This window comes from Polaromonas sp., from assembly GCF_049790275.1.
GTDB lineage: Bacteria > Pseudomonadota > Gammaproteobacteria > Burkholderiales > Burkholderiaceae_C > Polaromonas.
On record NZ_JBAQYR010000106.1, the window covers coordinates 1 to 22784 of the forward strand.

At 61.9% G+C, this 22784-nt stretch carries 17 protein-coding genes, 2 tRNA genes and 2 rRNA genes; 6 read left to right on the forward strand and 15 right to left on the reverse strand.

Going from position 1 to position 22784, the window contains the following annotated elements; genetic code table 11:
- The 6 genes from WA904_RS14035 to WA904_RS14060 all read right to left on the reverse strand — a co-directional run.
- Nucleotides 1-1925: ribosomal RNA gene (locus tag WA904_RS14035) — 23S ribosomal RNA — on the reverse strand; the annotation flags it as partial.
- 300 nt (nucleotides 1926-2225) lie between these two features.
- Nucleotides 2226-2301, reverse strand: a tRNA-Ala gene (locus WA904_RS14040).
- A gap of 27 nt (nucleotides 2302-2328) precedes the next feature.
- Nucleotides 2329-2405: transfer RNA gene (locus WA904_RS14045), tRNA-Ile, on the reverse strand.
- 127 nt (nucleotides 2406-2532) lie between these two features.
- Nucleotides 2533-4063, reverse strand: a 16S ribosomal RNA gene (locus WA904_RS14050).
- A gap of 493 nt (nucleotides 4064-4556) precedes the next feature.
- Nucleotides 4557-6818 (reverse strand): molybdopterin cofactor-binding domain-containing protein, encoded by a 2262-nt coding sequence (locus WA904_RS14055; protein WP_425197742.1) that lies wholly within the window; start codon nucleotides 6816-6818, stop codon nucleotides 4557-4559.
- Nucleotides 6815-7291: a (2Fe-2S)-binding protein gene (locus WA904_RS14060; RefSeq protein ID WP_425197743.1), complete on the reverse strand. Its 477-nt coding sequence runs from the start codon at nucleotides 7289-7291 to the stop codon at nucleotides 6815-6817. The genes WA904_RS14055 and WA904_RS14060 overlap by 4 nt, the downstream gene beginning before the upstream one ends.
- A 142-nt stretch (nucleotides 7292-7433) precedes the next feature.
- Between WA904_RS14060 and WA904_RS14065 the strand changes: the two genes are divergently transcribed.
- From WA904_RS14065 to WA904_RS14075, 3 genes are all read left to right on the forward strand, one after another.
- On the forward strand, nucleotides 7434-9362 hold the full coding sequence (locus tag WA904_RS14065) for an ATP-binding cassette domain-containing protein (RefSeq protein ID WP_425197744.1): 1929 nt from the start codon (nucleotides 7434-7436) through the stop codon (nucleotides 9360-9362).
- Nucleotides 9363-9499: 137 nt separating this feature from the next.
- Entirely contained in the window at nucleotides 9500-11176 is a 1677-nt protein-coding gene (locus tag WA904_RS14070) for a phospholipase D-like domain-containing protein (RefSeq protein WP_425197745.1), read from the forward strand.
- Between the two features lie 346 nt (nucleotides 11177-11522).
- A complete protein-coding gene (locus tag WA904_RS14075) occupies nucleotides 11523-12116 on the forward strand; it encodes a hypothetical protein (RefSeq protein ID WP_425197746.1) in 594 nt (197 codons plus the stop codon).
- A 197-nt stretch (nucleotides 12117-12313) separates the two neighbouring features.
- Here WA904_RS14075 and WA904_RS14080 read toward each other — a convergent pair whose 3' ends face one another.
- Genes WA904_RS14080 through WA904_RS14090 form a run of 3 tightly spaced genes read right to left on the reverse strand, consistent with a single transcriptional unit; the run spans nucleotide 12314 to nucleotide 15057 of the window.
- Nucleotides 12314-13261, reverse strand: a complete 948-nt coding sequence (locus tag WA904_RS14080; RefSeq protein WP_425197758.1) for a Bug family tripartite tricarboxylate transporter substrate binding protein — start codon at nucleotides 13259-13261, stop codon at nucleotides 12314-12316.
- Nucleotides 13262-13321: 60 nt separating this feature from the next.
- Nucleotides 13322-13690 carry an AtuA-related protein gene (locus WA904_RS14085; RefSeq protein ID WP_425197747.1) on the reverse strand — a complete coding sequence of 123 codons (369 nt, stop codon included), beginning with the start codon at nucleotides 13688-13690 and terminating at the stop codon, nucleotides 13322-13324.
- On the reverse strand, nucleotides 13687-15057 hold the full coding sequence (locus WA904_RS14090; RefSeq protein WP_425197748.1) for an acyclic terpene utilization AtuA family protein: 1371 nt from the start codon (nucleotides 15055-15057) through the stop codon (nucleotides 13687-13689). The genes WA904_RS14085 and WA904_RS14090 overlap by 4 nt, the downstream gene beginning before the upstream one ends.
- An 89-nt stretch (nucleotides 15058-15146) precedes the next feature.
- Here WA904_RS14090 and WA904_RS14095 point away from each other — a divergent pair, with 89 nt between their 5' ends.
- On the forward strand, nucleotides 15147-16067 hold the full coding sequence (locus WA904_RS14095; RefSeq protein ID WP_425197749.1) for a LysR family transcriptional regulator: 921 nt from the start codon (nucleotides 15147-15149) through the stop codon (nucleotides 16065-16067).
- A 7-nt stretch (nucleotides 16068-16074) separates the two neighbouring features.
- On the opposite strand, the gene WA904_RS14100 is transcribed toward WA904_RS14095, so the two are convergent.
- The 6 genes from WA904_RS14100 to WA904_RS14125 all read right to left on the reverse strand — a co-directional run bounded on the left by WA904_RS14100 (nucleotide 16075) and on the right by WA904_RS14125 (nucleotide 21702).
- Nucleotides 16075-17025, reverse strand: a complete 951-nt coding sequence (locus WA904_RS14100) for an alpha/beta hydrolase family esterase (RefSeq protein WP_425197750.1) — start codon at nucleotides 17023-17025, stop codon at nucleotides 16075-16077.
- Nucleotides 17026-17231: 206 nt separating this feature from the next.
- Nucleotides 17232-18380, reverse strand: a complete 1149-nt coding sequence (locus WA904_RS14105; protein ID WP_425197751.1) for an acyltransferase family protein — start codon at nucleotides 18378-18380, stop codon at nucleotides 17232-17234.
- Nucleotides 18381-18583: 203 nt separating this feature from the next.
- Entirely contained in the window at nucleotides 18584-18994 is a 411-nt protein-coding gene (locus WA904_RS14110; RefSeq protein WP_425197752.1) for a low affinity iron permease family protein, read from the reverse strand.
- 24 nt (nucleotides 18995-19018) lie between these two features.
- Nucleotides 19019-19546 (reverse strand): N-acetyltransferase family protein, encoded by a 528-nt coding sequence (locus WA904_RS14115; RefSeq protein ID WP_425197753.1) that lies wholly within the window; start codon nucleotides 19544-19546, stop codon nucleotides 19019-19021.
- A complete protein-coding gene (locus WA904_RS14120) occupies nucleotides 19543-20031 on the reverse strand; it encodes a hypothetical protein (protein ID WP_425197754.1) in 489 nt (162 codons plus the stop codon). Before WA904_RS14120 ends, WA904_RS14115 begins: the two co-directional genes overlap by 4 nt.
- Nucleotides 20032-20241: 210 nt before the next feature.
- The gene (locus WA904_RS14125; protein ID WP_425197755.1) at nucleotides 20242-21702 is read right to left on the reverse strand and encodes a PLP-dependent aminotransferase family protein; all 1461 of its coding nucleotides are present in this window, start codon (nucleotides 21700-21702) and stop codon (nucleotides 20242-20244) included.
- Nucleotides 21703-21821: 119 nt separating this feature from the next.
- Between WA904_RS14125 and WA904_RS14130 the strand changes: the two genes are divergently transcribed.
- Nucleotides 21822-22433, forward strand: coding sequence for a LysE family translocator (locus tag WA904_RS14130; protein WP_425197756.1), 612 nt, complete (start codon nucleotides 21822-21824; stop codon nucleotides 22431-22433).
- On the forward strand, nucleotides 22430-22784 hold a 355-nt coding region (locus tag WA904_RS14135; RefSeq protein ID WP_425197757.1), incomplete at its 3' end, for an EamA family transporter. The genes WA904_RS14130 and WA904_RS14135, both read left to right, overlap by 4 nt.

Genomic DNA, 22784 nt, shown 5'->3' on the forward strand with positions numbered 1-22784 from the left:
CCGACAAGGAATTTCGCTACCTTAGGACCGTTATAGTTACGGCCGCCGTTTACTGGGACTTCAATCAAGAGCTTGCACCCCATCATTTAATCTTCCAGCACCGGGCAGGCGTCACACCCTATACGTCGACTTTCGTCTTAGCAGAGTGCTGTGTTTTTAATAAACAGTCGCAGCCACCGATTTTTTGCAACCTCATTGGGCTCCCCAAGTAAATGGTTCACCTACTAAAGGCACACCTTCTTCCGAAGTTACGGTGTCAATTTGCCGAGTTCCTTCTCCTGAGTTCTCTCAAGCGCCTTAGAATACTCATCTCGCGCACCAGTGTCGGTTTGCGGTACGGTCGTGTGTAGCTGAAGCTTAGTGGCTTTTCCTGGAAGCAGGGTATCACTCACTTCGTCTGCAAGCAGACTCGTTATCACCCCTCATCTAAGCCCGGCGGATTTACCTACCAGGCACGACTACAGGCTTGAACCAACATATCCAACAGTTGGCTGAGCTAACCTTCTCCGTCCCCACATCGCACTACACATCGGTACAGGAATATTGACCTGTTTCCCATCAGCTACGCATCTCTGCCTCGCCTTAGGGGCCGACTCACTCTACGCCGATGAACGTTGCGTAGAAAACCTTGCGCTTACGGCGAGGGGGCTTTTCACCCCCTTTAACGCTACTCATGTCAGCATTCGCACTTCTGATACCTCCAGCAGGGTTTACACCACCACCTTCACAGGCTTACAGAACGCTCTCCTACCACTTGCAATAAATTGCAAATCCGCAGCTTCGGTAACTGGCTTAGCCCCGTTACATCTTCCGCGCAGGACGACTCGATCAGTGAGCTATTACGCTTTCTTTAAATGATGGCTGCTTCTAAGCCAACATCCTGACTGTTATAGCCTTCCCACTTCGTTTCCCACTTAGCCAATTTTAGGGACCTTAGCTGGCGGTCTGGGTTGTTTCCCTCTTGAGTCCGGACGTTAGCACCCGGTGCTCTGTCTCCCAAGCTGTACTCGTCGGTATTCGGAGTTTGCATTGGTTTGGTAAGTCGCCATGACCCCCTAGCCAAAACAGTGCTCTACCCCCGACGGTAATACTTGAGGCACTACCTAAATAGTTTTCGGAGAGAACCAGCTATTTCCAAGTTTGTTTAGCCTTTCACCCCTATCCACAGCTCATCCGCTAGTTTTGCAACACTAGTCGGTTCGGACCTCCAGTGCGTGTTACCGCACCTTCATCCTGGCCATGGATAGATCACTTGGTTTCGGGTCTACACCCAGCGACTGAATCGCCCTATTCGGACTCGGTTTCCCTACGCCTTCCCTATTCGGTTAAGCTTGCCACTGAATGTAAGTCGCTGACCCATTATACAAAAGGTACGCAGTCACCCCTTGCGAGGCTCCTACTTTTTGTAAGCACACGGTTTCAGGATCTATTTCACTCCCCTCCCGGGGTTCTTTTCGCCTTTCCCTCACGGTACTAGTTCACTATCGGTCAATGATGAGTATTTAGCCTTGGAGGATGGTCCCCCCATATTCAGACAGGATTTCTCGTGTCCCGCCCTACTTTTCGTTAGCTTAGTATCACTGGTCTCTTTTTGCATACGGGGCTATCACCCGCTATGGCCAACCTTTCCAGGCTGTTCTGCTAAGAGTCCAGCTATCACTAACAGGCTTCTCCGATTTCGCTCGCCACTACTTTCGGAATCTCGGTTGATGTCTTTTCCTCGAGCTACTGAGATGTTTCAGTTCACCCGGTTCGCCTCGCATAGCTATGTATTCACTATGCGATACCTTTCGGTGGGTTTCCCCATTCAGAAATCTCCGGATCAAAGCTAATTTGCCAGCTCCCCGAAGCTTATCGCAGGCTATCACGTCTTTCGTCGCCTATCATTGCCAAGGCATCCACCATGTGCTCTTATTCACTTGACCCTATAACTTTGATCTCTCAAAGCTACATCAAGGAATGTGTCTGGTCTTTCACCAAACGCGTTATGCCGTAATCTTCAAACGTGAAGTCTGAAGTTCATTTTGACGCAATCAAAAATCTATTAAATGTCGCTAGCGGCACGGTCTGCACTAAACCTTTACGAATGTGCAGTTTCCGCTAGCAACGCTGATTTAACTCTATGAATTTTTAAAGAACAGCCAATAATTGAAATGAATCAATTAACACAAAGCATCCTCCAAGAAGATGCTTTGCATTAACCAAGTACGCGCTAGATAAGTTGTTGGTGGAGGATGACGGGATCGAACCGACGACCCCCTGCTTGCAAAGCAGGTGCTCTCCCAGCTGAGCTAATCCCCCAGGATTCAAACTTCTTCAAACCTGATTTGGTGGGTCTGGTTGGGCTCGAACCAACGACCCCCGCCTTATCAAGACGGTGCTCTAACCAGCTGAGCTACAGACCCTCTTCATTCAACAATGAACTCTGAAGGCGGCACCAATTAGATTAATAAATTTAACTGAAGGCCAATGCTGTTGTTTAAGACAACAGCCGATAAGAATGGGCGTAAGAACTTGATTGCATATTTCCAGAAAGGAGGTGATCCAGCCGCACCTTCCGATACGGCTACCTTGTTACGACTTCACCCCAGTCACGAACCCTGCCGTGGTAATCGCCCTCCTTGCGGTTAGGCTAACTACTTCTGGCAGAACCCGCTCCCATGGTGTGACGGGCGGTGTGTACAAGACCCGGGAACGTATTCACCGCGACATTCTGATCCGCGATTACTAGCGATTCCGACTTCACGCAGTCGAGTTGCAGACTGCGATCCGGACTACGAATGGTTTTATGGGATTAGCTCCCCCTCGCGGGTTGGCGACCCTCTGTACCATCCATTGTATGACGTGTGTAGCCCTACCTATAAGGGCCATGAGGACTTGACGTCATCCCCACCTTCCTCCGGTTTGTCACCGGCAGTCTCATTAGAGTGCCCAACTAAATGTAGCAACTAATGACAAGGGTTGCGCTCGTTGCGGGACTTAACCCAACATCTCACGACACGAGCTGACGACAGCCATGCAGCACCTGTGTTACGGTTCTCTTTCGAGCACCAAGCCATCTCTGGCGAGTTCCGTACATGTCAAAGGTAGGTAAGGTTTTTCGCGTTGCATCGAATTAAACCACATCATCCACCGCTTGTGCGGGTCCCCGTCAATTCCTTTGAGTTTCAACCTTGCGGCCGTACTCCCCAGGCGGTCAACTTCACGCGTTAGCTTCGTTACTGAGTACTAATGCACCCAACAACCAGTTGACATCGTTTAGGGCGTGGACTACCAGGGTATCTAATCCTGTTTGCTCCCCACGCTTTCGTGCATGAGCGTCAGTACAGGTCCAGGGGATTGCCTTCGCCATCGGTGTTCCTCCGCATATCTACGCATTTCACTGCTACACGCGGAATTCCATCCCCCTCTACCGTACTCTAGCCCTACAGTCACAAATGCCATTCCCAGGTTGAGCCCGGGGATTTCACATCTGTCTTATAGAACCGCCTGCGCACGCTTTACGCCCAGTAATTCCGATTAACGCTCGCACCCTACGTATTACCGCGGCTGCTGGCACGTAGTTAGCCGGTGCTTATTCTTACGGTACCGTCATGAGCCCTCTTTATTAAAAAGAGCCTTTTCGTTCCGTACAAAAGCAGTTTACAACCCGAAGGCCTTCTTCCTGCACGCGGCATTGCTGGATCAGGCTTTCGCCCATTGTCCAAAATTCCCCACTGCTGCCTCCCGTAGGAGTCTGGGCCGTGTCTCAGTCCCAGTGTGGCTGGTCGTTCTCTCAAACCAGCTACAGATCGTCGGCTTGGTGAGCTTTTACCTCACCAACAACCTAATCTGATATCAGCCGCTCCAATCGCGCGAGGCCCTTGCGAGTCCCCCGCTTTCATCCTTAGATCGTATGCGGTATTAGCGTAAATTTCTCTACGTTATCCCCCACGACTGGGCACGTTCCGATATATTACTCACCCGTTCGCCACTCTCGAGTATTGCTACTCTACCGTTCGACTTGCATGTGTAAGGCATGCCGCCAGCGTTCAATCTGAGCCAGGATCAAACTCTTTAGTTTAATCACTGCAATATTTCAACTCCGCACATTGCTGCACGAAGAAAACTCATAAAAACGGAATTGAAGAGAAATCTTGACGATTTCACTTTTTCTATCTCCATGAGCGTTTAAGGTCAGAAGACCTGGCTGATCAGCTTTCACTGACTTCGCCTGGCAATCGCCTTCAAACGCCCATACTTATCGGCTGTAAATTTTTAATGATCCCCGCTACTTCCAAAGCCGCTTTCGCAACCCCGTTTTCGCCGTTCGCTGTAATCAGCTGAGCCTCAAATTATATACCGGATTTTTCATCACAGTCAAAGTTTTTTGAGGTTCTTTTTTTCTCCGCCTTCTGACTGGACTTGCCTTTGGCGAGTCGCTGTTTCATCAGCAGAGCCATCGACTATAGCACTGTTTTCAGGCGGCAGTCAGAAAAGATACTCAAGAACGCACTTCGGAACCCATCCGCCATGCACTCTCGACCAAGGGCAATCCCCGCGTCGTCCAATAAACGTTAGAGGATCAAAGGCAGGGAGCGCAGCCTTTGGCCAGTCAGGGCAAACAGGGCGTTGGCCACTGCCGGCGCAAGGGGGGGCACACCCGGCTCGCCCACGCCGCCCGGCGACCGCGCACTGGAGACAATATGAGTCTGCACCAGAGGAGATTGCGCCAGCCGCAGCATCGGGTAGTCGGGGAAATTTCTCTGCTGAACCACGCCTTCGTGGATGTCCACTTTTCCGTACAGGGCCGCCGTCAGCGCAAACACCACCGAACTTTCCATCTGCTGCGCGACGATCCCGGGATTCACCACCGTGCCGCAGTCGATCGCACAGATCACCCGGTGCACACGCGGCTGACCGTCGAGCAGCGACACCTCCGCCACCTGGCCCACGATGGAGCCAAACGACTCATGCAAGGCGATGCCCCGGGCCTGGCCTGCAGGCAATTTACTGCCCCAGCCGGCCTGGTTCGCCGCCAGGTCGAGCACCGCCAGGTAGCGCGGCGTGTCCTTGAGCAACTGCCGCCTCAGGGCCAGCGGGTCCTGCTGCATTTCAAACGCCAACTCATCGATGAAACTTTCCGAGAAGAACGCATTGTGTGAGTGGCCAACCGAACGCCAGAAGCCCACAGGAACGTTCTTGCGGGTGGCCACATGCGACATGTGCTGGTGGGCAAACCCATAGGGCAGGTCGAACAGACCTTCCGCCGTGGTTTTGTCAGGCATATCGACGGGCCCGGCCAGCGCGGGAATGCCGCGCTCCAGCCAGCGCGGGCTGATGGCATCGCCCACCGACTTGATACGCAGGCTGGCCGGGCTGCCCTGCGCATCCAGTGCCGCCGTCAGGCGCGCCACATGCATGGGCCGGTAAAAGTCGTGGGTCATGTCTTCCTCCCGCGACCAGATCAGTTGCACCGGCCTGCCGGCGCAATCCATCGCCACCCTGACCGCCTGGGCGATGTAGTCCACCTCAAGCCGCCGGCCAAAACCGCCGCCCAGCAGGGTAACCGTGACACTGACGTCTTCCGCAGCCACATTGGCAACCCGTGCCGCAACCGCCGCGCCCATCTGCGGCACCTGCGTCGGCACCCAGAGAAACACCTTGCCGTCCTTGACCTGCGCCGTGCAGTTCATCGGTTCCAGCGCGGCATGCGCCAGGTAGGGCGCGCGGTACAGCGCTTCCACCTTGCGGGAAGCGCCAGCCTCGGTCTGCGCCACAAACCCTTTTTCATAAAAGACGAAGCCCTCCTCGTGCTGAAGGGTTTCTTCCAGCTCACGCCCGATCTGGCGCGAATCCAGGGCGCCGGCGGGACGCTGCTGCCAGTTGACAGGCACCGTCAGCGCGGCCTGCTGGACCTGCCACCAGCTTTTGCCCACCACGGCGAAGCCAGCGGTGGAGCCGGCATACGCCGGCAGGCGCACCAGCCGCTCCACGCCCGGCATGGCCAGCGCCGCATCGACGTTAATGGCTCCCGGTGCGCCGCCCAGCATGGGACACAGCCGGATCGCGGCATACAGCATGCCCGGCAAACGAACGTCCAGCCCGAACTGCGCCGTGCCATCCACCTTGGCGGGAATATCCTTGCGTGGCTCGTTTCGGCCAATAACCGTCCAGTCCTTGCGAGCCTTGAGGCTGACCGTGCCAGGCGGGGTGGCGGCAGCAAAGCGGGCCAGCTCCCCATAGTGCGCAGAGGGACCCGACGCATGTGATACCACGCCGTCCGTGACCCGCAGTTCATCCACCGGCAGGCGCCATTGCAGCGAGGCCGCGCCCACCAGCGAAGCGCGGGCAGTGGCCGCCGCGGTGCGCAACACCATCCAGGCATCGGCCACGCTGCTCGACCCGCCGGTAGCGTTGATGCCCAGCTCCCGCGCCAGCTTGCTGACCACCCATTCGCCCGCCCGAACCTTGACTGGACGCTCTTCCAGTTCGAAGGGATGAAAAGGCAGGCCGGCCACCAGCATTGCCACGTTGCCGTAAATGCGGTCGGCGCCGGCCTGCTCGATGTGGATACGCGACAGCGGTACATCCAGCTCTTCCGCCACCAGCATGGGCAGGGCCGTGTGCACGCCCTGGCCCATTTCGCTGCGCGGCATGGCCAGCAGCACCGAGCCGTCGGACCTGATCTTGATCCAGCCATTCAAGGCCACCTGGCCTTCAGCCGGCGGCCAGAGCCGGCCGGAACCCGTTCGCGAACGCGGCGGCAAGGCGCCCCAGCCCACGATCAGGGCACCGGCGGTGCCCGCCGCGCTGAGCAGCCAGGTTCTTCTTTTCATGCGCGCTTCTTCACCGGCCGGCCCGGCCCCAGCCCTGCGGCCCGCTTGATCGCCAACCGGACCCGCTGATACGTTCCGCAGCGGCAAATATTGGTCATGGCCTCATCGATGTCGGCATCGGTCGGCCTGGGTTTCCTCTCAAGCAGCGCTGCGGCGGCCATCAACATGCCAGACTGGCAGTAACCGCATTGCGGCACCTGCTCGGCAATCCACGCCTGCTGCAGCGCATGCGGTTTGGCCGGCGTGCCCAGCGCCTCGATGGTCTGGATGGTCTTGCCGGCCAGGGTCGACACCGGCACCACGCAGGACCGGACGGCCTGTCCGTCCACCCGGACGGTGCAGGCGCCGCAGGCAGCCACACCGCAGCCGAACTTGGTGCCTGTCATGTTGAGCAGGTCACGCAATACCCACAGCAAAGGCATGGCCGGGTCAGCCTCCACCTGGACAGCCTGACCGTTGATCTGTAATTCCATAAGCAGCTTCCGGTGATGTCGGGCGCGCGCGTCGGGAGGCCTGCCCGCCCCGATGTCCATTGCACTATAGCCATCCGGTCCCATCTCCCAAAAGCCCGAAAACCAGCATGCGAAATGGCACACCCGGATAATCCCTGACAACATGGCATTAATTACACTTCTGGACGCCCAACTCGCTTTTGGGCACGTCGCACTGCTGGACCACGCAGATTTTTCACTCGAACCCAACCAGCGCATCGGTCTGATCGGCCGCAACGGCACCGGCAAGTCCTCCCTGCTCAAAATCCTCGCCGGCCTGGAAAAGCCCGACGACGGCACCCTGCAACTACAGCAGAACCTGCGCATCGCCTACGTTCCGCAAGAGCCCAGCCTGGACCCGCACGCTACTGTTTTCATAGCTTCCAGCGCAGGACTGGCAAGGACCCGGCACGTGGTGGAGCAATACCTCGCGGCCGACGAACACACCGACCTCGACGCCCTGCAGTCGGAAATCGAGGCGCTGGACGGCTGGAACTGGGAGCAGCGCGTCGAGGAAACCCTGCACCGCCTGCACCTGGACAAGGACGCCATCGTCGGTTCGCTCTCGGGCGGTACCAAAAAGCGCGTGGCACTGGCCCAGGCACTGGTCGCCAAGCCTGACGTGCTGCTGCTGGACGAACCGACCAACCACCTGGACCTGGACTCCATCGCCTGGCTGGAGGAATTGCTGGTCAATTTCAACGGCAGCATCATCACCATCACCCATGACCGGGCCTTCCTGGACCAGGTCGCCACTGTCATCGTCGAGCTGGACCGAGGCAAGCTGCTGAGCTACCCCGGCAACTTCGCCCAGTACCTGGTGCAAAAAGAAGACCAGATGGCGCAGGAAGCCGTGATCAACGCCAAGGCCGACAAGCTGCTGGCCCAGGAAGAGGTGTGGATCCGCAAGGGCGTGGAAGCGCGCCGCACGCGCAGCGTGGCGCGTATCGGCAGGCTGGAGGCCCTGCGCGACAAGCGCTCGGCACGGCGCGATGCGGTCGGCCGCGTCAACCTCGATGTCTCCAGCGGCGAGAAAAGCGGCAAGATCGTGGCCGAACTGACCAACGTGAGCAAAAGCTTCGGCCACCCGGGTGCCGAGAAAATCATCGTCAACAAATTCACCGGCACCCTGCTGCGCGGCGACAAGGTCGGCCTGCTGGGCCCGAACGGTGCCGGCAAAACCACGCTGCTCAAGCTGATCCTGGGCGAACTGCAGCCCGACGTGACGACGCCACCCGGCAAGATCCGCCAGGGGGCCAACCTGCAGGTCGCCTACTTCGACCAGATGCGCGACAGCCTGGACCTGGACGCCACGCTGGAAGATTTCATCAGCCCAGGCAGCGAATGGGTGGAAATCAACGGCCAGAAAAAACACGTCAAGAGTTACCTGACCGACTTTCTGTTCTCGCCGGCGCGCGCCAACTCACCGGTGCGCACCTTGTCGGGCGGCGAGCGCAACCGCCTGCTGCTGGCGCGCCTGTTCGCGCGGCCGGCCAACGTGCTGGTGCTCGACGAGCCGACCAACGACCTGGACATCGACACGCTGGAGCTGCTGGAAGACCTGCTGCAAAACTACGAAGGCACCGTGTTCCTCGTCAGCCACGACCGGCGTTTCCTCGACAACGTGGTCACCAGCACCATCGCCTACGAAGGCACGCCCGAGAACCCGGGCTTCTGGCGCGAATACGAAGGCGGCGTGACGGACTGGTTGACACAGTCGAAACGGGCGGCGCAAATTACCGGCAGCGGCAAAACCCCGGCGGCCACATCCAGCACCAAAACTTCAAGCAAAAACACGACTGAGCCCAATAAGGACGGGCGCGAGCAGCTATCAAAAAAGAAGTTGAGCTACAAGGAGCAGCGGGAGCTCGACGGCCTGCCGGCGCTGATCCAGCAGCTTGAATCACAGCAGAAAGCCATCACCCAGGAGCTGTTCGACGGCACGCTTTACACCAGCAACGCCAAGCGCGCAGCCGAGCTGAACGCCCGCAACGCCAAGATCGAGGAAGAGCTGATGGCGGCCCTGCAGCGCTGGGAAACCCTGTCCACCTAGGCGTCTGGGCGCCCGCCGCCAGTCGCAGCGGGTGTCGGGCAAAACGCCTACAAATTCTTGCGCCCGCGTCGGGCCGGGCGGCGCCCTCTGAAACAGCTGCTTACGCTAAAGTGGTTGCATCCTCCAAAAGCCGCTTCATGCACCTACGTACGCCGCCTCATGCCCGTCTGTTTTCCACTTCCTGGCGCTGGGTCGCCCCGCTGATGCTAGGCCTCTGGCTGGCCGGCTGCGCCTCCCTGCCCAGCGAAGTGGATCGGCCGGTCTCGACAGCGCTGGCCAACCCGGCGGAGACCCGGCTGGGCCGGGCGGTGCAGGAACGGGCAGCCCGCGCAGGCACCCGCAACGACTCGGGTTTTGCCCTCGTCAACAGCGCCGAACTTGCCTTCACCAGTCGCATGGCCCTGATAGACGCGGCGCAGAAAACACTGGACATCCAGTACTACGCCATCCACGCGGATGAAACCACCGACCGCATGTTCGACGCCCTGCGCACGGCGGCCGCACGCGGCGTGCGCATACGCATCCTGCTTGACGACTTCAACACCGTCGGCAAAAACGCCCAGGTCCTCAAGCTGGCCTTTGAAAAGAACATCGAGTTGCGGCTGTTCAACCCGCTGCCGGGCGGGCGCGGCTCGCTGTTTTTCCGCATCCTCGGCTCGCTGAAAGACATGGACCGCATCCAACGCCGCATGCACAACAAGATTTTTGTCGCCGACAACGCGGTCGCGATCACCGGTGGGCGCAACCTGGGCGAAACCTATTTCGGCCAGGGCGAAGGCACCAACTTCATCGATGCCGATGTGCTGGCCGCCGGCCGCATCGTGCGCGAACTCTCGCGCAGCTTCGACCTCTACTGGAACAACCCGCTGGCCTACCCGGTGCAGTCGCTGATGACCGCCAAGGAGATTGAAGCGCTGAAACCGCCACCAGCGGCGGCCCAGCCGGGCGGCACGACGGCACCGGGAACCGGCGAAGCAAGGTCCACCAACGACGGCAGCCCGCCACGGCCGGCGCCGCGCAAGGCCACCGCACTCAACGGTTCAGCCAGCACCCCGGCGCCGCTGCCTGACAGCACCAACCTGGCGCTGCTCGACTGGACTTGGGCGCCGTCCACCCTGCTGGTCGACAAGGCCTCCAAGATTGCCGCCGACGCGGATGCGGTGGAAGAAGCTCAGGACACCACGGTCGACGGCCTGCTGCAATTGATGGCGGAGGCCAGAAGCGATCTGCTGATCGTTTCGCCTTATTTCGTGCCCGGCCCGCGCATGATGGCGCAGCTTGCAGCCATCCGGCAAAAAGGCGTGCGCATCCGCGTGCTGACCAACTCGCTCGCGTCCAATGACGCGCCGGCGGCCCATGTGGGGTACGCCCGCTACCGCAAGGCGCTGCTGGAGCTCGGCATCGAGCTGTATGAAATGCGCGCCGAGCAGGAAGGCACGCTGAGCAGCTTCAACTCCCTGGGCAGTTCCGGCTCGGCCGGCGGCTCACGCGCCAGCCTGCATTCCAAAGTCGTGGTCCTGGACGACCTGCTGCTGGTGGTCGGGTCCATGAACCTCGACCTGCGCTCCCAGCTGCAGAACACCGAGGTGGCGCTGGTGATCCGCAGCCGCAAGCTGTCGGCCGAAACCAAGCGCCTGATCGAACCCGCGCTGGCCCGCGGCGCCTACAAGGTGGAGCTGCAGGACGGCCTGCTCGTCTGGCGCGCGCCGCAAGGCTCGCAGCTGAAAGACTCCAGCACGGAGCCGGACGCGAGTTTCGGCCTCAAGCTGATGCTCCTGCTGATCGGGCCGTTGGCGCCCGAGGAAATGCTCTGACCTCCTTCACCCGGCGCAGCTCGCAGTTCGTCGCAAATACCCGACAGGCGGTGCCACCGGTTTGCACGACCGTGAGGACCACACCCCCTGAAACGCCATGCAGGCCTGGAGGCCTTTCGGTGTATGCGCGCCCAAGGCCGTCGCGCCAGGCTATTGATTTGGTAGTAAGCCCGGTTTCGCGCAAGCGCCTTTGGCACGGGTGCAGCGGCGTCAACGCTCGCCGCGCCTGACGCGGTCTCGCGCAATTTTCCTTGTTTGCCCGACGGACTTGCCCAACAATGGCATGGCCCTTCCCACCCTCCGTCCGAGCCGGCCCTGGACCTGCCCCCCGCGCATGCCAAAGTCCTTGAAACCCCTCGCCCCCACCCTGCTGCTGGCCGTCATCCTGACGGGTTTTTCCGCGTGGTTTTTCAGCCTGCAGTGGCCCTCCCGGTTCACGCTGGAGTGGGACGAAGAGGTGCAGTTGCATGATGCACGCATCATCAACATCCACATCAAGCGCAGTTATGAACGCCAGAGCCTGCTGCCCCGCTGGAATGGCCTGCACCGCGCAACCGAAATCAGCTTTGACGCCGGCCCGCCCATCGGTCGCTTCACCATGAGCTTCGACGCCTACGACGTCGCGCTGATTGAAAACAAGGACCAGGTCTGGTATGTCGGACTGACCCGGAGCGCAAGCGCGCCACCCACCCGGCCGGGCGACTGGCAGCTTCCTTTCCTGATGCTCAAGCCCGATGGCCGCATTACCGAACCCGTCAACGCAGGCTCGCTTCCCGCCGAGTTCATCAAGTGGAATGTGATGCCCGACACGCCCGGCCCCGAAGGGCTTGCGCCATTCCACAACACCCAGGTCCGGCTTCCCGAGAAAATGCGCCACTGGGCTGAGCATCCAGGGACTCACCCCGGAGATGTCGTGCGGCTCGGATCGCGCACTTATTGATGTTCTGCCATGCATGACGTCAGGCCCTTCAGGCCAGGCGCAGGACGAACGGCAGTCGGTGGCCTGTCATGATTTGCGGCAGTGTCCCCAAACGCGCACAAGGCACACGCGAGGCGCAGTAGCTACTGAATTGATAGCTGCCTGCGCCTGTCCCCTATGGGCTGGAAGCCAAAAAGACTTCCAGTCCCGGAAAAAGCTTACTCCGGCTCGATGCCCGCGCCCTTGATGATCCGGCCCCACTTGACGGTTTCCGCCGCCTGGAACTTGCGCAGGTCCTCAGGGTTGCTGGTGAAGATTTCTATGCCGCTGGCCTGGTAGAAAGGTGCGGCCGAGCTGCTTCGCGCGGCCCTGGCCAGCATGTCAGCGAGTTTGGCCACCACGTCGGCTGGGGTTCCGGCCGGCGCGTAGGCGGCAAACCAGTACGTCATCTCGTAGCCTTTCACGCCGGCTTCGTCGATGGTCGGCACATCAGGCGCCAAGGGCGAACGCTGCCGGGTCGACACGCCCAGCGCCTTGAGCTTGCCGGCCTTGACCTGCGGCAGGCCGGTCGCCATGTCGGTGATCATCATGTCGATCTGCCCGCCGAGCAGGTCGGTCACGGCCGAGGGGTTGCTCTTGTAGGGAATGTTCAGGATGTAGGTGCCTGTCATCTGCTTGAACAGCTCAACCGCCACGCGGCTGGACGAACTGCCGCTGCCAAAAGACAACCTGCCCGGTTTGGACTTGGCCAGTGCTATGAATTCGCTGACGTTTTTCACCGGCAGCGCAGGGTTAACCACCATGATCTGGCCGCCGCGGCCCAGGGCGGTCAACGGGACGAAGTCCTTGACCGGGTCGTAGGGCAGTTTTTTGAACAGATGCTGGTTCGCTGCCTGCGTGGTGTTGGTGGTGATGAAGACGGTGTAGCCGTCCGGCCTGGCCTTGGCCGCCGTCTGGGCCCCGATGATGCTGTAGGCACCCGGCTTGTTGTCCACCACCACGCTGACTTTTGCGTCGTTGGTCACCGCCTGGCCGAGGGCGCGCGCCAGCTGGTCGGTGGCGCTGCCGGAGGCAAAAGGCACAACGAAGGTGATGGGTTTGTCGGGGAAAGCCTGGGCCTGTGCGAGCAGCGGCGCCAGGGCGCAGGCGGCCGCGACGGCCAGCATGACAGGACGGATACGCGCGTTGGTGAATGTTTTCATGTTGTCTCCTTCTGGTTAAAAAAATCAGCCCGGGTCAGGTCCCGCCAGCAAACCGGCCAGTGCCGCGGGAACCTGTACCGGCATGTCCAGCAGCCAGAACGACAGTGCCTTGCCGTGGGTGTCGAGATTCAGCGCATCGTTGACGCCGCCATCGAGCACGTCGTCCAGCACAAAATTCATGGCCGAGAGCATCGGCAACTCGTGGCGCTGCACACGGCCGGGCCGGCGGTGCGCGAAGTGCCGCGCCACGGCGTCCTCCGTCACCTGCGCCAGCAGCACCGGGTACAGGTCCGGATGCCAGGCAATCACGCTGATGCTGGACCGGTTGCCTTTGTCGCCGGTTCGCCCGTGGGCGAGGCGGTACAAAGGAGCGGTGATGTCCGGCGCGTTCATGCAGCCTCCTGCAGCGCGTCCAGCATCTCGAAATGCACAGTCACCGCTTCGCGCGGCACCAGGCACGACAACGTGTTGAGCCGGGGCGTCAGCGAGGTGCGCACACCGCCCCCGCCGGCCGGGCCGCAGCAGTACAGCGCCGTCACCTCGCGCGCCAGACGTTCGGCCTGGGCCCGGTCCGCATGGGTGGCGGCCACGCGCAGGCGCACGTCGCGCGCATCACCGGCTGGGGTCGCTGCCAGCAGATGGCCGGCGTCGTCACCCATGATGCTCAGCGCGCCTATCAGATCCACGCGCAGGCTCAGCCCCTGCAGGCGCCGCCGCAACACATCGGCAGCCAGGCGCGCGCGGGCTTCGGCACGCGGACCAGCGTAGGAAATTTCACCCTCGGCCAGCCAGCCGCCTTCATGGCAGACATTGACCTTCAGGCTGGCCGGCCGCGCATGGCCGTACACACCGCACAGGGCCACACGGTCCGGTCCCAACTGCTCGATCTGCGCGGCACTGATGTCAGCCACCACATCGGGCGTGAGGTAGGCGGCCGGGTCGTGCACTTCATACAGCAGTTGCTCCTTCACGCTGGCGAGATTGACCAAGCCGCCGGTGTGCGCCGCCTTGGTGATGATGCAATGGCCGTCGCTGCCGATCTCTGCAATCGGGTACCCGATGGCATGCAGGTCAGGCACCTCCTTGTAGCCGGGGTCGGCAAAGTAGCCGCCGCAGACCTGCGCGCCGCATTCCAGCAGGTGCCCGGCCATGGTCGCGCGCGCCAGCCGGTCCCAGTCGTCGGCGCGCCAGCCGAAATGCGACATCGCCGGGCCGACGGTCAGCGACGGGTCGGCCACGCGGCCGGCCACCACGATCTGCGCGCCGGCATCCAGCGCAGCGGCAATCGCCTCGGCGCCGATGTAGGCATTGGCGCTGACCATCCGGATGTTGTCGATCGCGCTGCCCAGCTGTTCGCGCAGCAGCGCCCGATGCTGCACACCCGAGACATCGTCACCGCCGACCACGGCAATCCGCGGCGGCACCAGGCCCAGCTCGCTGGCCATGCGCTGGATGTGGCGCGCTGCAGCGCGCGGATTCGCTGCACCAAAGTTGCTGACGATGCGTATGCCGTGCTGCAGGCAACGCGCCAGCACGGGGCGCAGCATGTCGTCGAGCAGCGGCTCATAGCCGGCTTCCGGGTCGGCGCGGCGGCGCAGCTGGGCCAGTGCCAGCGTGCGTTCGGCCAGGGTTTCGAAAATCAGGAAAGCCGGGCCGCCGCGTGCAATCAGCGTATCCACCACCGGGCCGGCCGCGTCCACCCGGTCGCCGGAGAAACCTGCGGCGCAGCCGATCAGAAGGGGGGAAGAGGGAGCAGTCATGGGTGGTGAATTCAGGCTTTCGAATCTAGGCCTGCTCCACCTATTTGTAAAATCGAAATTTCATATTGATTAACCTGAAAGGCAAATCAATGGCCGGCACCTCCCCACGCGCCCTCGCCCGCAGCCCCAATCTCTCGACACGGCAGCTGCGCGCCTTCGTGGCGCTGGCCGAGCAGCGCAGCTTCACCCGGGCAGCGGCAGTGAGCCATCTTTCGCAGCCTGCCTTCAGCGCATTGATCCGCACGCTGGAGGACGAGCTCCACACGCGCCTGTTCGACCGCGACACCCGCAGCGTCCAGCTGACTGTGGAGGGGCGGCTGTTTGACACCTCGGCGCGCCAGCTGCTCGACGATATCGACGCGGCTGTCCACGATCTGGGCGACCACGTCGAGCGCCGCAAGGGCCGGGTGCATGTTGCCGCGCTGCCCTCGCTGGCGGCGGGCTGGCTGCCGGCTATTTTTGCCGAGTTCGGGAAAACCTGGCCGGGCATAGAGCTCAAACTCAGCGACCTCCTGTCCGACCCCTGCATCGACCTGGTGCGCAGCAGCAAGGCAGATTTCGCCCTGGCGGCCACCGGCACCAGCCAGGCGGGCCTGGACGTTCAGTTGCTGTGCTCCGACAAATTTTTCCTGGTGTGCCGCAAGGACCATCCGCTGGCCGGCGAAAAAGTGCTGACCCTGAAAAAACTCGTGCCCTACCCCTTCATCCACATGTCACGCAACAGCAGCGTGCGCCAGGCGCTCGACGCTGCGCTGCATCCGCTGCAGACGCAAACGCTGCTGGAAGTCGAACAGCTGGCCACGGTCACCGGCATGGTGGAAGCCGGGCTGGGCATCAGCGTGGTACCGGCGCTCACGCTGTTTCATTTCGAACGCAAGAGCCTGGTGACCCGGCCCCTGGCCATCCCCAACCTGACCCGCAGGCTTTATGTGGTGCGCAGGCAGCAGGGGAGCCTGTCCGTGGCGGCACAGGCGCTGCATGACCTGATCGTCTTGCGCATGAAAGGCTGAGAGCGCCTCAGGGCTTCGCATGCGCCCGGAAAAACTCCCAGATGACATCGGTGCCGCTGAAGGATGAACTCGGCCTATCGGCCCTGCGGCTGCCCGGCCGCCCGCCCGGCCAGGCGTGGCCGTTGTCCTTGATCAGGTAGAGCTGGACGTCCCGGCCCGCGGGGCAGCGGTATTGCGACAAAACAAAGGCAGCACGATCCTGTGTGTCGGCCGCGGCGCTGCAGCCGTTGGCCTGGGCCCAGAAAGCAGCTTGCGCCAGCGCGGGTTTTGCAGCTGCGCCGTCCCAGGCGTCGGGGAAACGTCCGCCCGGCGCGCCGCCCTGGTAAGGCACCGACTTGTCGAGCATGCCATTGAGCATGAGGGCCGACACCGGATGCGCCGGCAGCTTTTCATCGCCGAACAGCGCTGCAACCACGGGTGCAATGGCGGCGAACCTGCCGGAGAGCTCGATGCCCAGCCTGTGCGCCATCATGCCGCCGTTGGAGATGCCTGTTGCATAAATGCGTTTGGGATCCACCGGGTAGTCCTGGATGAGCCGGTCCAGCAGGGCGTTGATGAACGCCACGTCATTGACGCGCCGTTGCATCGCGTAACCACAGCAATGGCCTGCGTTCCAGGTCAGCAACTTGCCCCTGAAGCGGCTGCTGCCTTCCGGATAAACGACGATGAAACCTTCCTTTGCAGCTTTCGCGGTAAAACCCGTCATGTCCTCGGCATTGGCGGCGTTGCCACCTCCGCCATGCAACACCAGCACAAGCGGCAATCGCGCGCCGCCCGGCGCCAGGTCGCGTGGGGTGCGCACCAGATAGCTGCGTTCCATGCCGTCATGAACCAGGGTTTGCGGCTGTCCGTGAGAGGCCCCGGCTGGCCCTGCCGCATGCGCTGCGGAATGGAGACCGGACAACGCGCCCAGCAGCGCCATCATCAACACCAGTTTTCCAGGCTTTCCCAGTCGCATCACATTCCCCTTATGACCTGGCGATATTCTGGCGAACTCCGGCGGGAGCACCCAGCTCTTTCAACGAGGCCGTGCGCGAACGTGGCAGTCTCGCCACCAAAACGCTATGAAGTTAATAGCTGCCTGCGCCCGTTTTCACTGGGCTGGGGCCCAAAAATACTCAGGATATGGCGCATTGGTGTCCTGGCGCAACGCTGTGGCGTCACTCAGGACTGCATGGCCACCCGGGGCTGCCGCCTGTCCCCGGCGATGCGGTTGAACCATTTACGCAACGGATCTTCAATGAACCGGTAGGTCCAGCCGGACACCAGCAGCAGAGTGGCGACGTAGGCCACGACGACCACGGCCATCAGGACCGTCCCCTGCGTGCGCCTGGCAAACGGTTCGACAAAAATCATCAGGATCGGATGCATCATGTACACCGAGTAGGAGCGCTGCCCCAGGACCTGAAAGGGTCTGCTTTTCAGCACGGCGGCGGCGAACCCGGTGTCGCGGCTGACCGAAAAAACCAGAAGGGCAAAAAGCAGGGGGCTGGCAAACACCAGCATCGGCCAGGCTTCCGCCACGAGAAAGAGGGCCACCAGCCCGGCGAGGCCGATGACTTGCAGTGCGTTGGCTTTCAGCCGCACCTGCCGGCTGAAATGGTACGTGAGGGCGCCCAGGAAAAACGAGCCCACGCAACGTGCAAAACCGAAGTCATAGGTGATGTCAAAACACTTCCCGGCCTGCAGGCAGTCATGCACGTGCAGCGCAGCCCAGATAGTTGCCGCCAGGCCGGAGGCGCTCAGCACTGCGTACACGGCAAGGCGGGCGCCACCGCGAAATGCAAGACACACCGCGGCAAACAGCACGTAGGCATAAAACTCGGTGCTGATGCTCCAGCTCACGGGGTTCAGGATCAACCGGTCGAAAATGCCCATGCCATGCGTGAGCGTGAGCGTCGACACGATCTCGCCAAAGTCGGGGACCAGGTAGCCGGCAAAGTCCGACCGTTCGAATTGCCCGCCATAACCCCGCTCGATGGCAGCCTGTTTGGCCCAGACCAGCAGGTTTTTCGCCAGCACATACAGCACCGTCGAAAAAACAAGCAAGGGGAACAGGCGGCCAAAGCGGCGGATCATGAAGGACCGCAGACTGCCGGCCGTTTCCAGCCGGTTTGAATAGGCGGAGCAGATCACGAAGCCGCTGATGACGAAGAACAGGTCCACAAACAGGTAGCCGTTGCGGACGACCGACAAGGCATTGGCGTCGTGCCCAAAATGGAACAGGGCGACAAACAGCGCGGCAAGCCCGCGCCCGCCCTCGAACGAAGCGATCGTGCCTGAGCTGGAAGGGGAAAGGGTGTTCTGGTGCAATGTGAAGAAGCGCCGTCGTCTCCTGCCGGCGCGCGGCACGGAGACGGGTCGCCAGGGTTGGGGCCGGTTTTCATTTTAGGAAGCCGGCCTCCCGCTTTCCCGGTTCTCTTGTCGGGGAAGATGTAAGGGTTGTTAAGTATGTAAGAGGCGCCAGCACACGACGTCGCCTGGCCCCGCGCGAAAGCGACGCCCCGGGGACCGGCTCAGGCCTCGGGCGTGTCCGTGTCTTTCAGCCCGTCCAGCAAACCCTCGCGCGCCGTTGCCGCCAGCGTGCAATACCTGTCCTTGAAGGCGTCCAGCGATTCTTCATTCAACTCCTCCAGATCGAGCAGCGCATTGTGCGCACCCTGGGTCGCACGTATGAGTTCGTCAAGCTTGATCTGGATCGCTTCGGTGTCGCGGTTCTGCGAGTTCTGGATCAGGAACACCATCAGGAAGGTGATGATGGTGGTGCCGGTGTTGATGACCAGTTGCCAGGTGTCGCTGAAGCCGAACAGCGGTCCCGTGACCACCCAGATGATGATCACGAGGACCGCCAGGGAAAAGGTGGAGGGACGGCCGGCATAGCGCGAGGCCGCCTTGGCTGCGTTGGAATACCAGTTGCTGGTGGCCATGGGTTGATCTCTCTCTTTTGAAATTCAGGAATCGTTGGGGGACAGCCCCATGTTGCGCCACATATGAACCTTGGAAACAAAGCCCGCGCCCACAGCGACCGCCAACGGCTCCACACCGAAGGAAACAAATCCGCATTTTTCATACAGCGCCTGGGCAGCGCTGTTTCCGTGGGTGACGCTCAGCTGGACCTGCCTGATTCCCGGTCGGGCACTCGCGCAAGCCAGCACCCCTTCCACCAGCTGGCGCCCCAGCCCGTGCTGCCGGAACTGCGCCGGCACATACATGCCGAAGAGCGTGGCCTTGTGGCGGAGCTTCTCGCGCGATTCGAACAGGAGACCGGCCACGCCTGCCAGTTCCCCGTTCCGGAAAGCGCCGACAACCAACTGCGGGGGCAGCGGCGCCTCCTGAAGACGCGACTCCCACCATGACATGGGCAAGGCCGCGCGCTCGGCCACGCTGGAGGTGAATGCATCCGGGTGCAGCCCGTAGGCTTCGAGCATCAGCGCCCGGTAGGCCAGTGCATGTGAAGGGCCGAGCAGCTGGCAGCTCATGCGTGTGTGTCCATCGCTGCGCTACGGCCGCCAGCAGCCGGAGGGTGCGCCAGCGCATTGAATGTCTGCACCTGCCACGCGTACTCGCTTTCAAAGGCCGACGGGTCTGTGACGGCATACCCGCCGTAGGCGTAAACAGCGGCATAAGCGGCGTAACCAGCAGCATCGAGCGCCCGGCCGGCCAGCGCATTGGCCACGGCATAGGTGGCAGAAACCGCAGCGTGGGCCGACCCGTCGATGGACGGGGAGCCGCGATGGCCGTTGGCAATGACCGCAATCTCCCTGGCCGCATCATCCATTGCAGGCCGCTTCAGCTTGCCCGCCTGGAAATCCTCGAGCACAGCCATGCAGCGCATGGCACCGGGGTCTTCCAGCAGGTGCCGGACGCGGCTCACACAGGCCAGGCCAAAAGCCAGACGAAGCGGCTCGTGCTCCGGGTCGGTCAACCGGAATTCGGCCGCAAGACGCGACAACTCATGGTTCATGGGAAATTTCCACGCAATTCGTCCCCTTCGGCGACTGGCTGGAATTTTATCGGGCGGCCAGGCGGCCCACAACTCGCTGCGCGGCAACTGCAGCACCTGCCATGTATCCCGCCGGCCACGCTCCACCGGGTCACGTGCTATCTATTTAATAGCATCTTGCGCGCATAGCCAAAGGGCTGGAGGCCAAAACATGCGAAGACTGGCGCAGGTTCACTTCATGCTGTCGCGCAGCCGCGCAAACACTTTCCAGAATGCTGCCTCCTGCGTCGTCGCAAAATTGATGCGCATCAGCGTGCTGGGCGTGCGCACCGCGTGGAACAGTGCGCCCGGTGCAATCAGGTAACCCTCGTCGAGCATGCGCTGCGCCATCGCGTCGGTATCTGCGCCGGTCTCCACCCAGCCGAACAGGCCTGCAGGCTCGGCCGCGAAGCTGCAGCCGTGCGCCAGCGCCAGCTTGACGCTGCGCGCACGCGCCGCGTCAAGCCGGGTGCGTATGCGTTCGGCATGGCGGCGCAGCTGGCCCTGGTCGATGCACCAGGCCAGCGCTTTTTCCAGCAGCGCGGGGGTGGTCAGTGTGCCCAGCAGCTTGGTGTCCAGCAAGCGCTCCACGAGGTCGGGCGGCGCGGCCATGAAGCCCACGCGCCAGCCGGGCGCCAGGATCTTGGCAAAACCGCTGACATATATCGTGCGCTGCAGGCCGTCCAGCGCGCACAGCCGCGTCGCATGTTCGGGCGCCAGGTGGCTGTAGGTGTCGTCTTCGACAATGTGGAAGTTGTGCTGGTTGGCCAGTTGCAGCACGCGGTGCGCGCTGCCCGGCGTGAGGCAATAACCGGTCGGGTTGTGGAACACGCTGACGCTGACAAACAACTTGGGTTTGTGCAGCGTGCAGTACTGGGCCATGACCTCCAGGTCGGGGCCATCCGCACGACGCGGCACCGGCAGGATGCGCATGCCCAGCGCATCGAGCCGGGCAAACTCCACCGCCCAGCCGGGCTCTTCCACCATCACACAGTCGCCGGCCTGCAGCAAAGTGCGGCTCACGATGTCCAGTGCGTGCGTAGCGCCCACGCTGGTGATGATCTGCTCGGGCACCGCATGCACGTTGAGCGCGTTGAGTTTTTGCGCCAGCGCGCGGCGCAGGCCGCTGTCGCCCATGGGCTCGCCGTAGCTGAGCGAAAACTCGCGCAAGGCGCTGGAGCTGGTGACCTTGCGCACCGCCGCGGGCATGAAGCTGGTTTCCAGCCACTCGGGCGGGAACACCCCCATGCCGGGCTGGGGCTTGTTGCTGACCTTGTGGAACATGCCGCGAATCAGTGCCGTGGCGTCTACCGGTGCCTGCCGGGTCGCCATCCAGGCGGAGGTGCTCCAGACCGCCGGCGCCTGGCCCTCGGGGCCGTTCCCCGTGGCGGCGGCCGGCATGCGAATGGCGGCGTGTGCAGGAGACACATCACGCACAAAAAAGCCGCGATTCTTGCGTGCCTCGACCAGGCCCTGGGCCAGCAGCTGGTCGTACGCTGCCACCACGGTGGAGACACTGACACCCTGCTGCTCGGCGCACAGGCGCACCGAGGGAAGGCGTGCGCCGGGCGCCAGCAGCCGGCTGCGAATGCGCTCGGCAAAGCGGGTGCTGAGCTGCTCGGTGAGGGATTGCGAAGCGGTTTTCATCAACATGGCGGAGACCCCGAATGCCCTGCCGGGCCGGTGTGCTGGCAATTTGGCCAGTACAGTTTGGAAATTTGTACCCTTAACTGTATGGGTAGTGTGCTGGTTTGGACTATAGAGTCTGCTTCATGAATTGGCAAGAATTTACGGCTTTGCTGGTGCTGGCGACGGCGATGAGCTTTTCGCCCGGCCCGAACACGACGCTTTCCACTGCGCTCGCGGCCAACCACGGCCTGCGCCGGGCCATGCCTTTTGTCTGCGCGGTGCCTGTCGGCTGGGGCGTGTTGCTGAGCCTGTGCGCGCTGGGCCTGGGTGCCCTGCTGCTGGCGGTGCCGCTGATGGCCCTTGCCGTCAAGGTTATCGGCGTGGCTTACCTGCTTTGGCTGGCCTCCAAAATCGCGCGTTCACGCCAGCTCAGCGAAGCCGATGCGGAAAAAATGAATGTCGGTTTCTGGCAAGGCGCAGCGCTGCAGTTCGTCAACATCAAGGCCTGGATGCTGGCGCTGGCCATTGTGAGCGGCTGGATTGTCGGCCGCAGCGACCCCGCCATGCGCATGGCCGTGGTACTGCCAGTGATGTTGGCCTTCGCCTTTGTGAGCAACCTGGCCTATGCGCTGGCCGGCTCGCTGCTGCGCGAGTGGCTGGCCGGGCCTGATGGAACAGGCCGCCGCCTGCGCGGATTCAACCTCGTGATGGCCGGCGTGCTGGTCATCACTGCAATTTGGATGTTGTTCCTGTGAACCCCACATCCGCCAACATCAACAAGGGGCTCTGGCTGGGCCTGCTGGGCATCGTGATTTTTGCCGTCACGCTGCCGATGACGCGCCTGGCCGTGGGCACGCCCGATGCACCACAGATGTCCGGCATGTTCATCGCCCTGGGCCGGGCAGTGGTGGCGGCTGCGCTGTCGGCGGTCTTCCTGCTGGCCACGCGCGCGCCTTTGCCGCAGCGGCGGGACTGGCTGCCGCTGGCCATCACGGCAGGCGGTGTGGTGTTCGGCTTTCCGCTGTTCACCTCCGTCGCCATGCGTTATGTGGAAGCCGTGCATGCAAGCGTGATCGTGGGCGTGCTGCCGCTGGCCACCGCCGCCG

What these genes read in the sequence shown, in the direction of transcription:
- WA904_RS14060 (WP_425197743.1), bottom strand. Translation starts at nt 7,291, where the DNA reads ATGGAATTACAGATCAACGGTCAGGCTGTCCAGGTGGAGGCTGACCCG.
- WA904_RS14130 (WP_425197756.1), top strand. Translation starts at nt 21,822, where the DNA reads ATGAATTGGCAAGAATTTACGGCTTTGCTGGTGCTGGCGACGGCGATG.
- WA904_RS14120 (WP_425197754.1), bottom strand. Translation starts at nt 20,031, where the DNA reads ATGAACCATGAGTTGTCGCGTCTTGCGGCCGAATTCCGGTTGACCGAC.
- WA904_RS14070 (WP_425197745.1), top strand. Translation starts at nt 9,500, where the DNA reads ATGCACCTACGTACGCCGCCTCATGCCCGTCTGTTTTCCACTTCCTGG.
- WA904_RS14090 (WP_425197748.1), bottom strand. Translation starts at nt 15,057, where the DNA reads ATGACTGCTCCCTCTTCCCCCCTTCTGATCGGCTGCGCCGCAGGTTTC.
- WA904_RS14065 (WP_425197744.1), top strand. Translation starts at nt 7,434, where the DNA reads ATGGCATTAATTACACTTCTGGACGCCCAACTCGCTTTTGGGCACGTC.
- WA904_RS14055 (WP_425197742.1), bottom strand. Translation starts at nt 6,818, where the DNA reads ATGAAAAGAAGAACCTGGCTGCTCAGCGCGGCGGGCACCGCCGGTGCC.
- WA904_RS14080 (WP_425197758.1), bottom strand. Translation starts at nt 13,261, where the DNA reads ATGCTGGCCGTCGCGGCCGCCTGCGCCCTGGCGCCGCTGCTCGCACAG.
- WA904_RS14115 (WP_425197753.1), bottom strand. Translation starts at nt 19,546, where the DNA reads ATGAGCTGCCAGCTGCTCGGCCCTTCACATGCACTGGCCTACCGGGCG.
- WA904_RS14085 (WP_425197747.1), bottom strand. Translation starts at nt 13,690, where the DNA reads ATGAACGCGCCGGACATCACCGCTCCTTTGTACCGCCTCGCCCACGGG.
- WA904_RS14100 (WP_425197750.1), bottom strand. Translation starts at nt 17,025, where the DNA reads ATGCGACTGGGAAAGCCTGGAAAACTGGTGTTGATGATGGCGCTGCTG.
- WA904_RS14125 (WP_425197755.1), bottom strand. Translation starts at nt 21,702, where the DNA reads ATGTTGATGAAAACCGCTTCGCAATCCCTCACCGAGCAGCTCAGCACC.
- WA904_RS14110 (WP_425197752.1), bottom strand. Translation starts at nt 18,994, where the DNA reads ATGGCCACCAGCAACTGGTATTCCAACGCAGCCAAGGCGGCCTCGCGC.
- WA904_RS14095 (WP_425197749.1), top strand. Translation starts at nt 15,147, where the DNA reads ATGGCCGGCACCTCCCCACGCGCCCTCGCCCGCAGCCCCAATCTCTCG.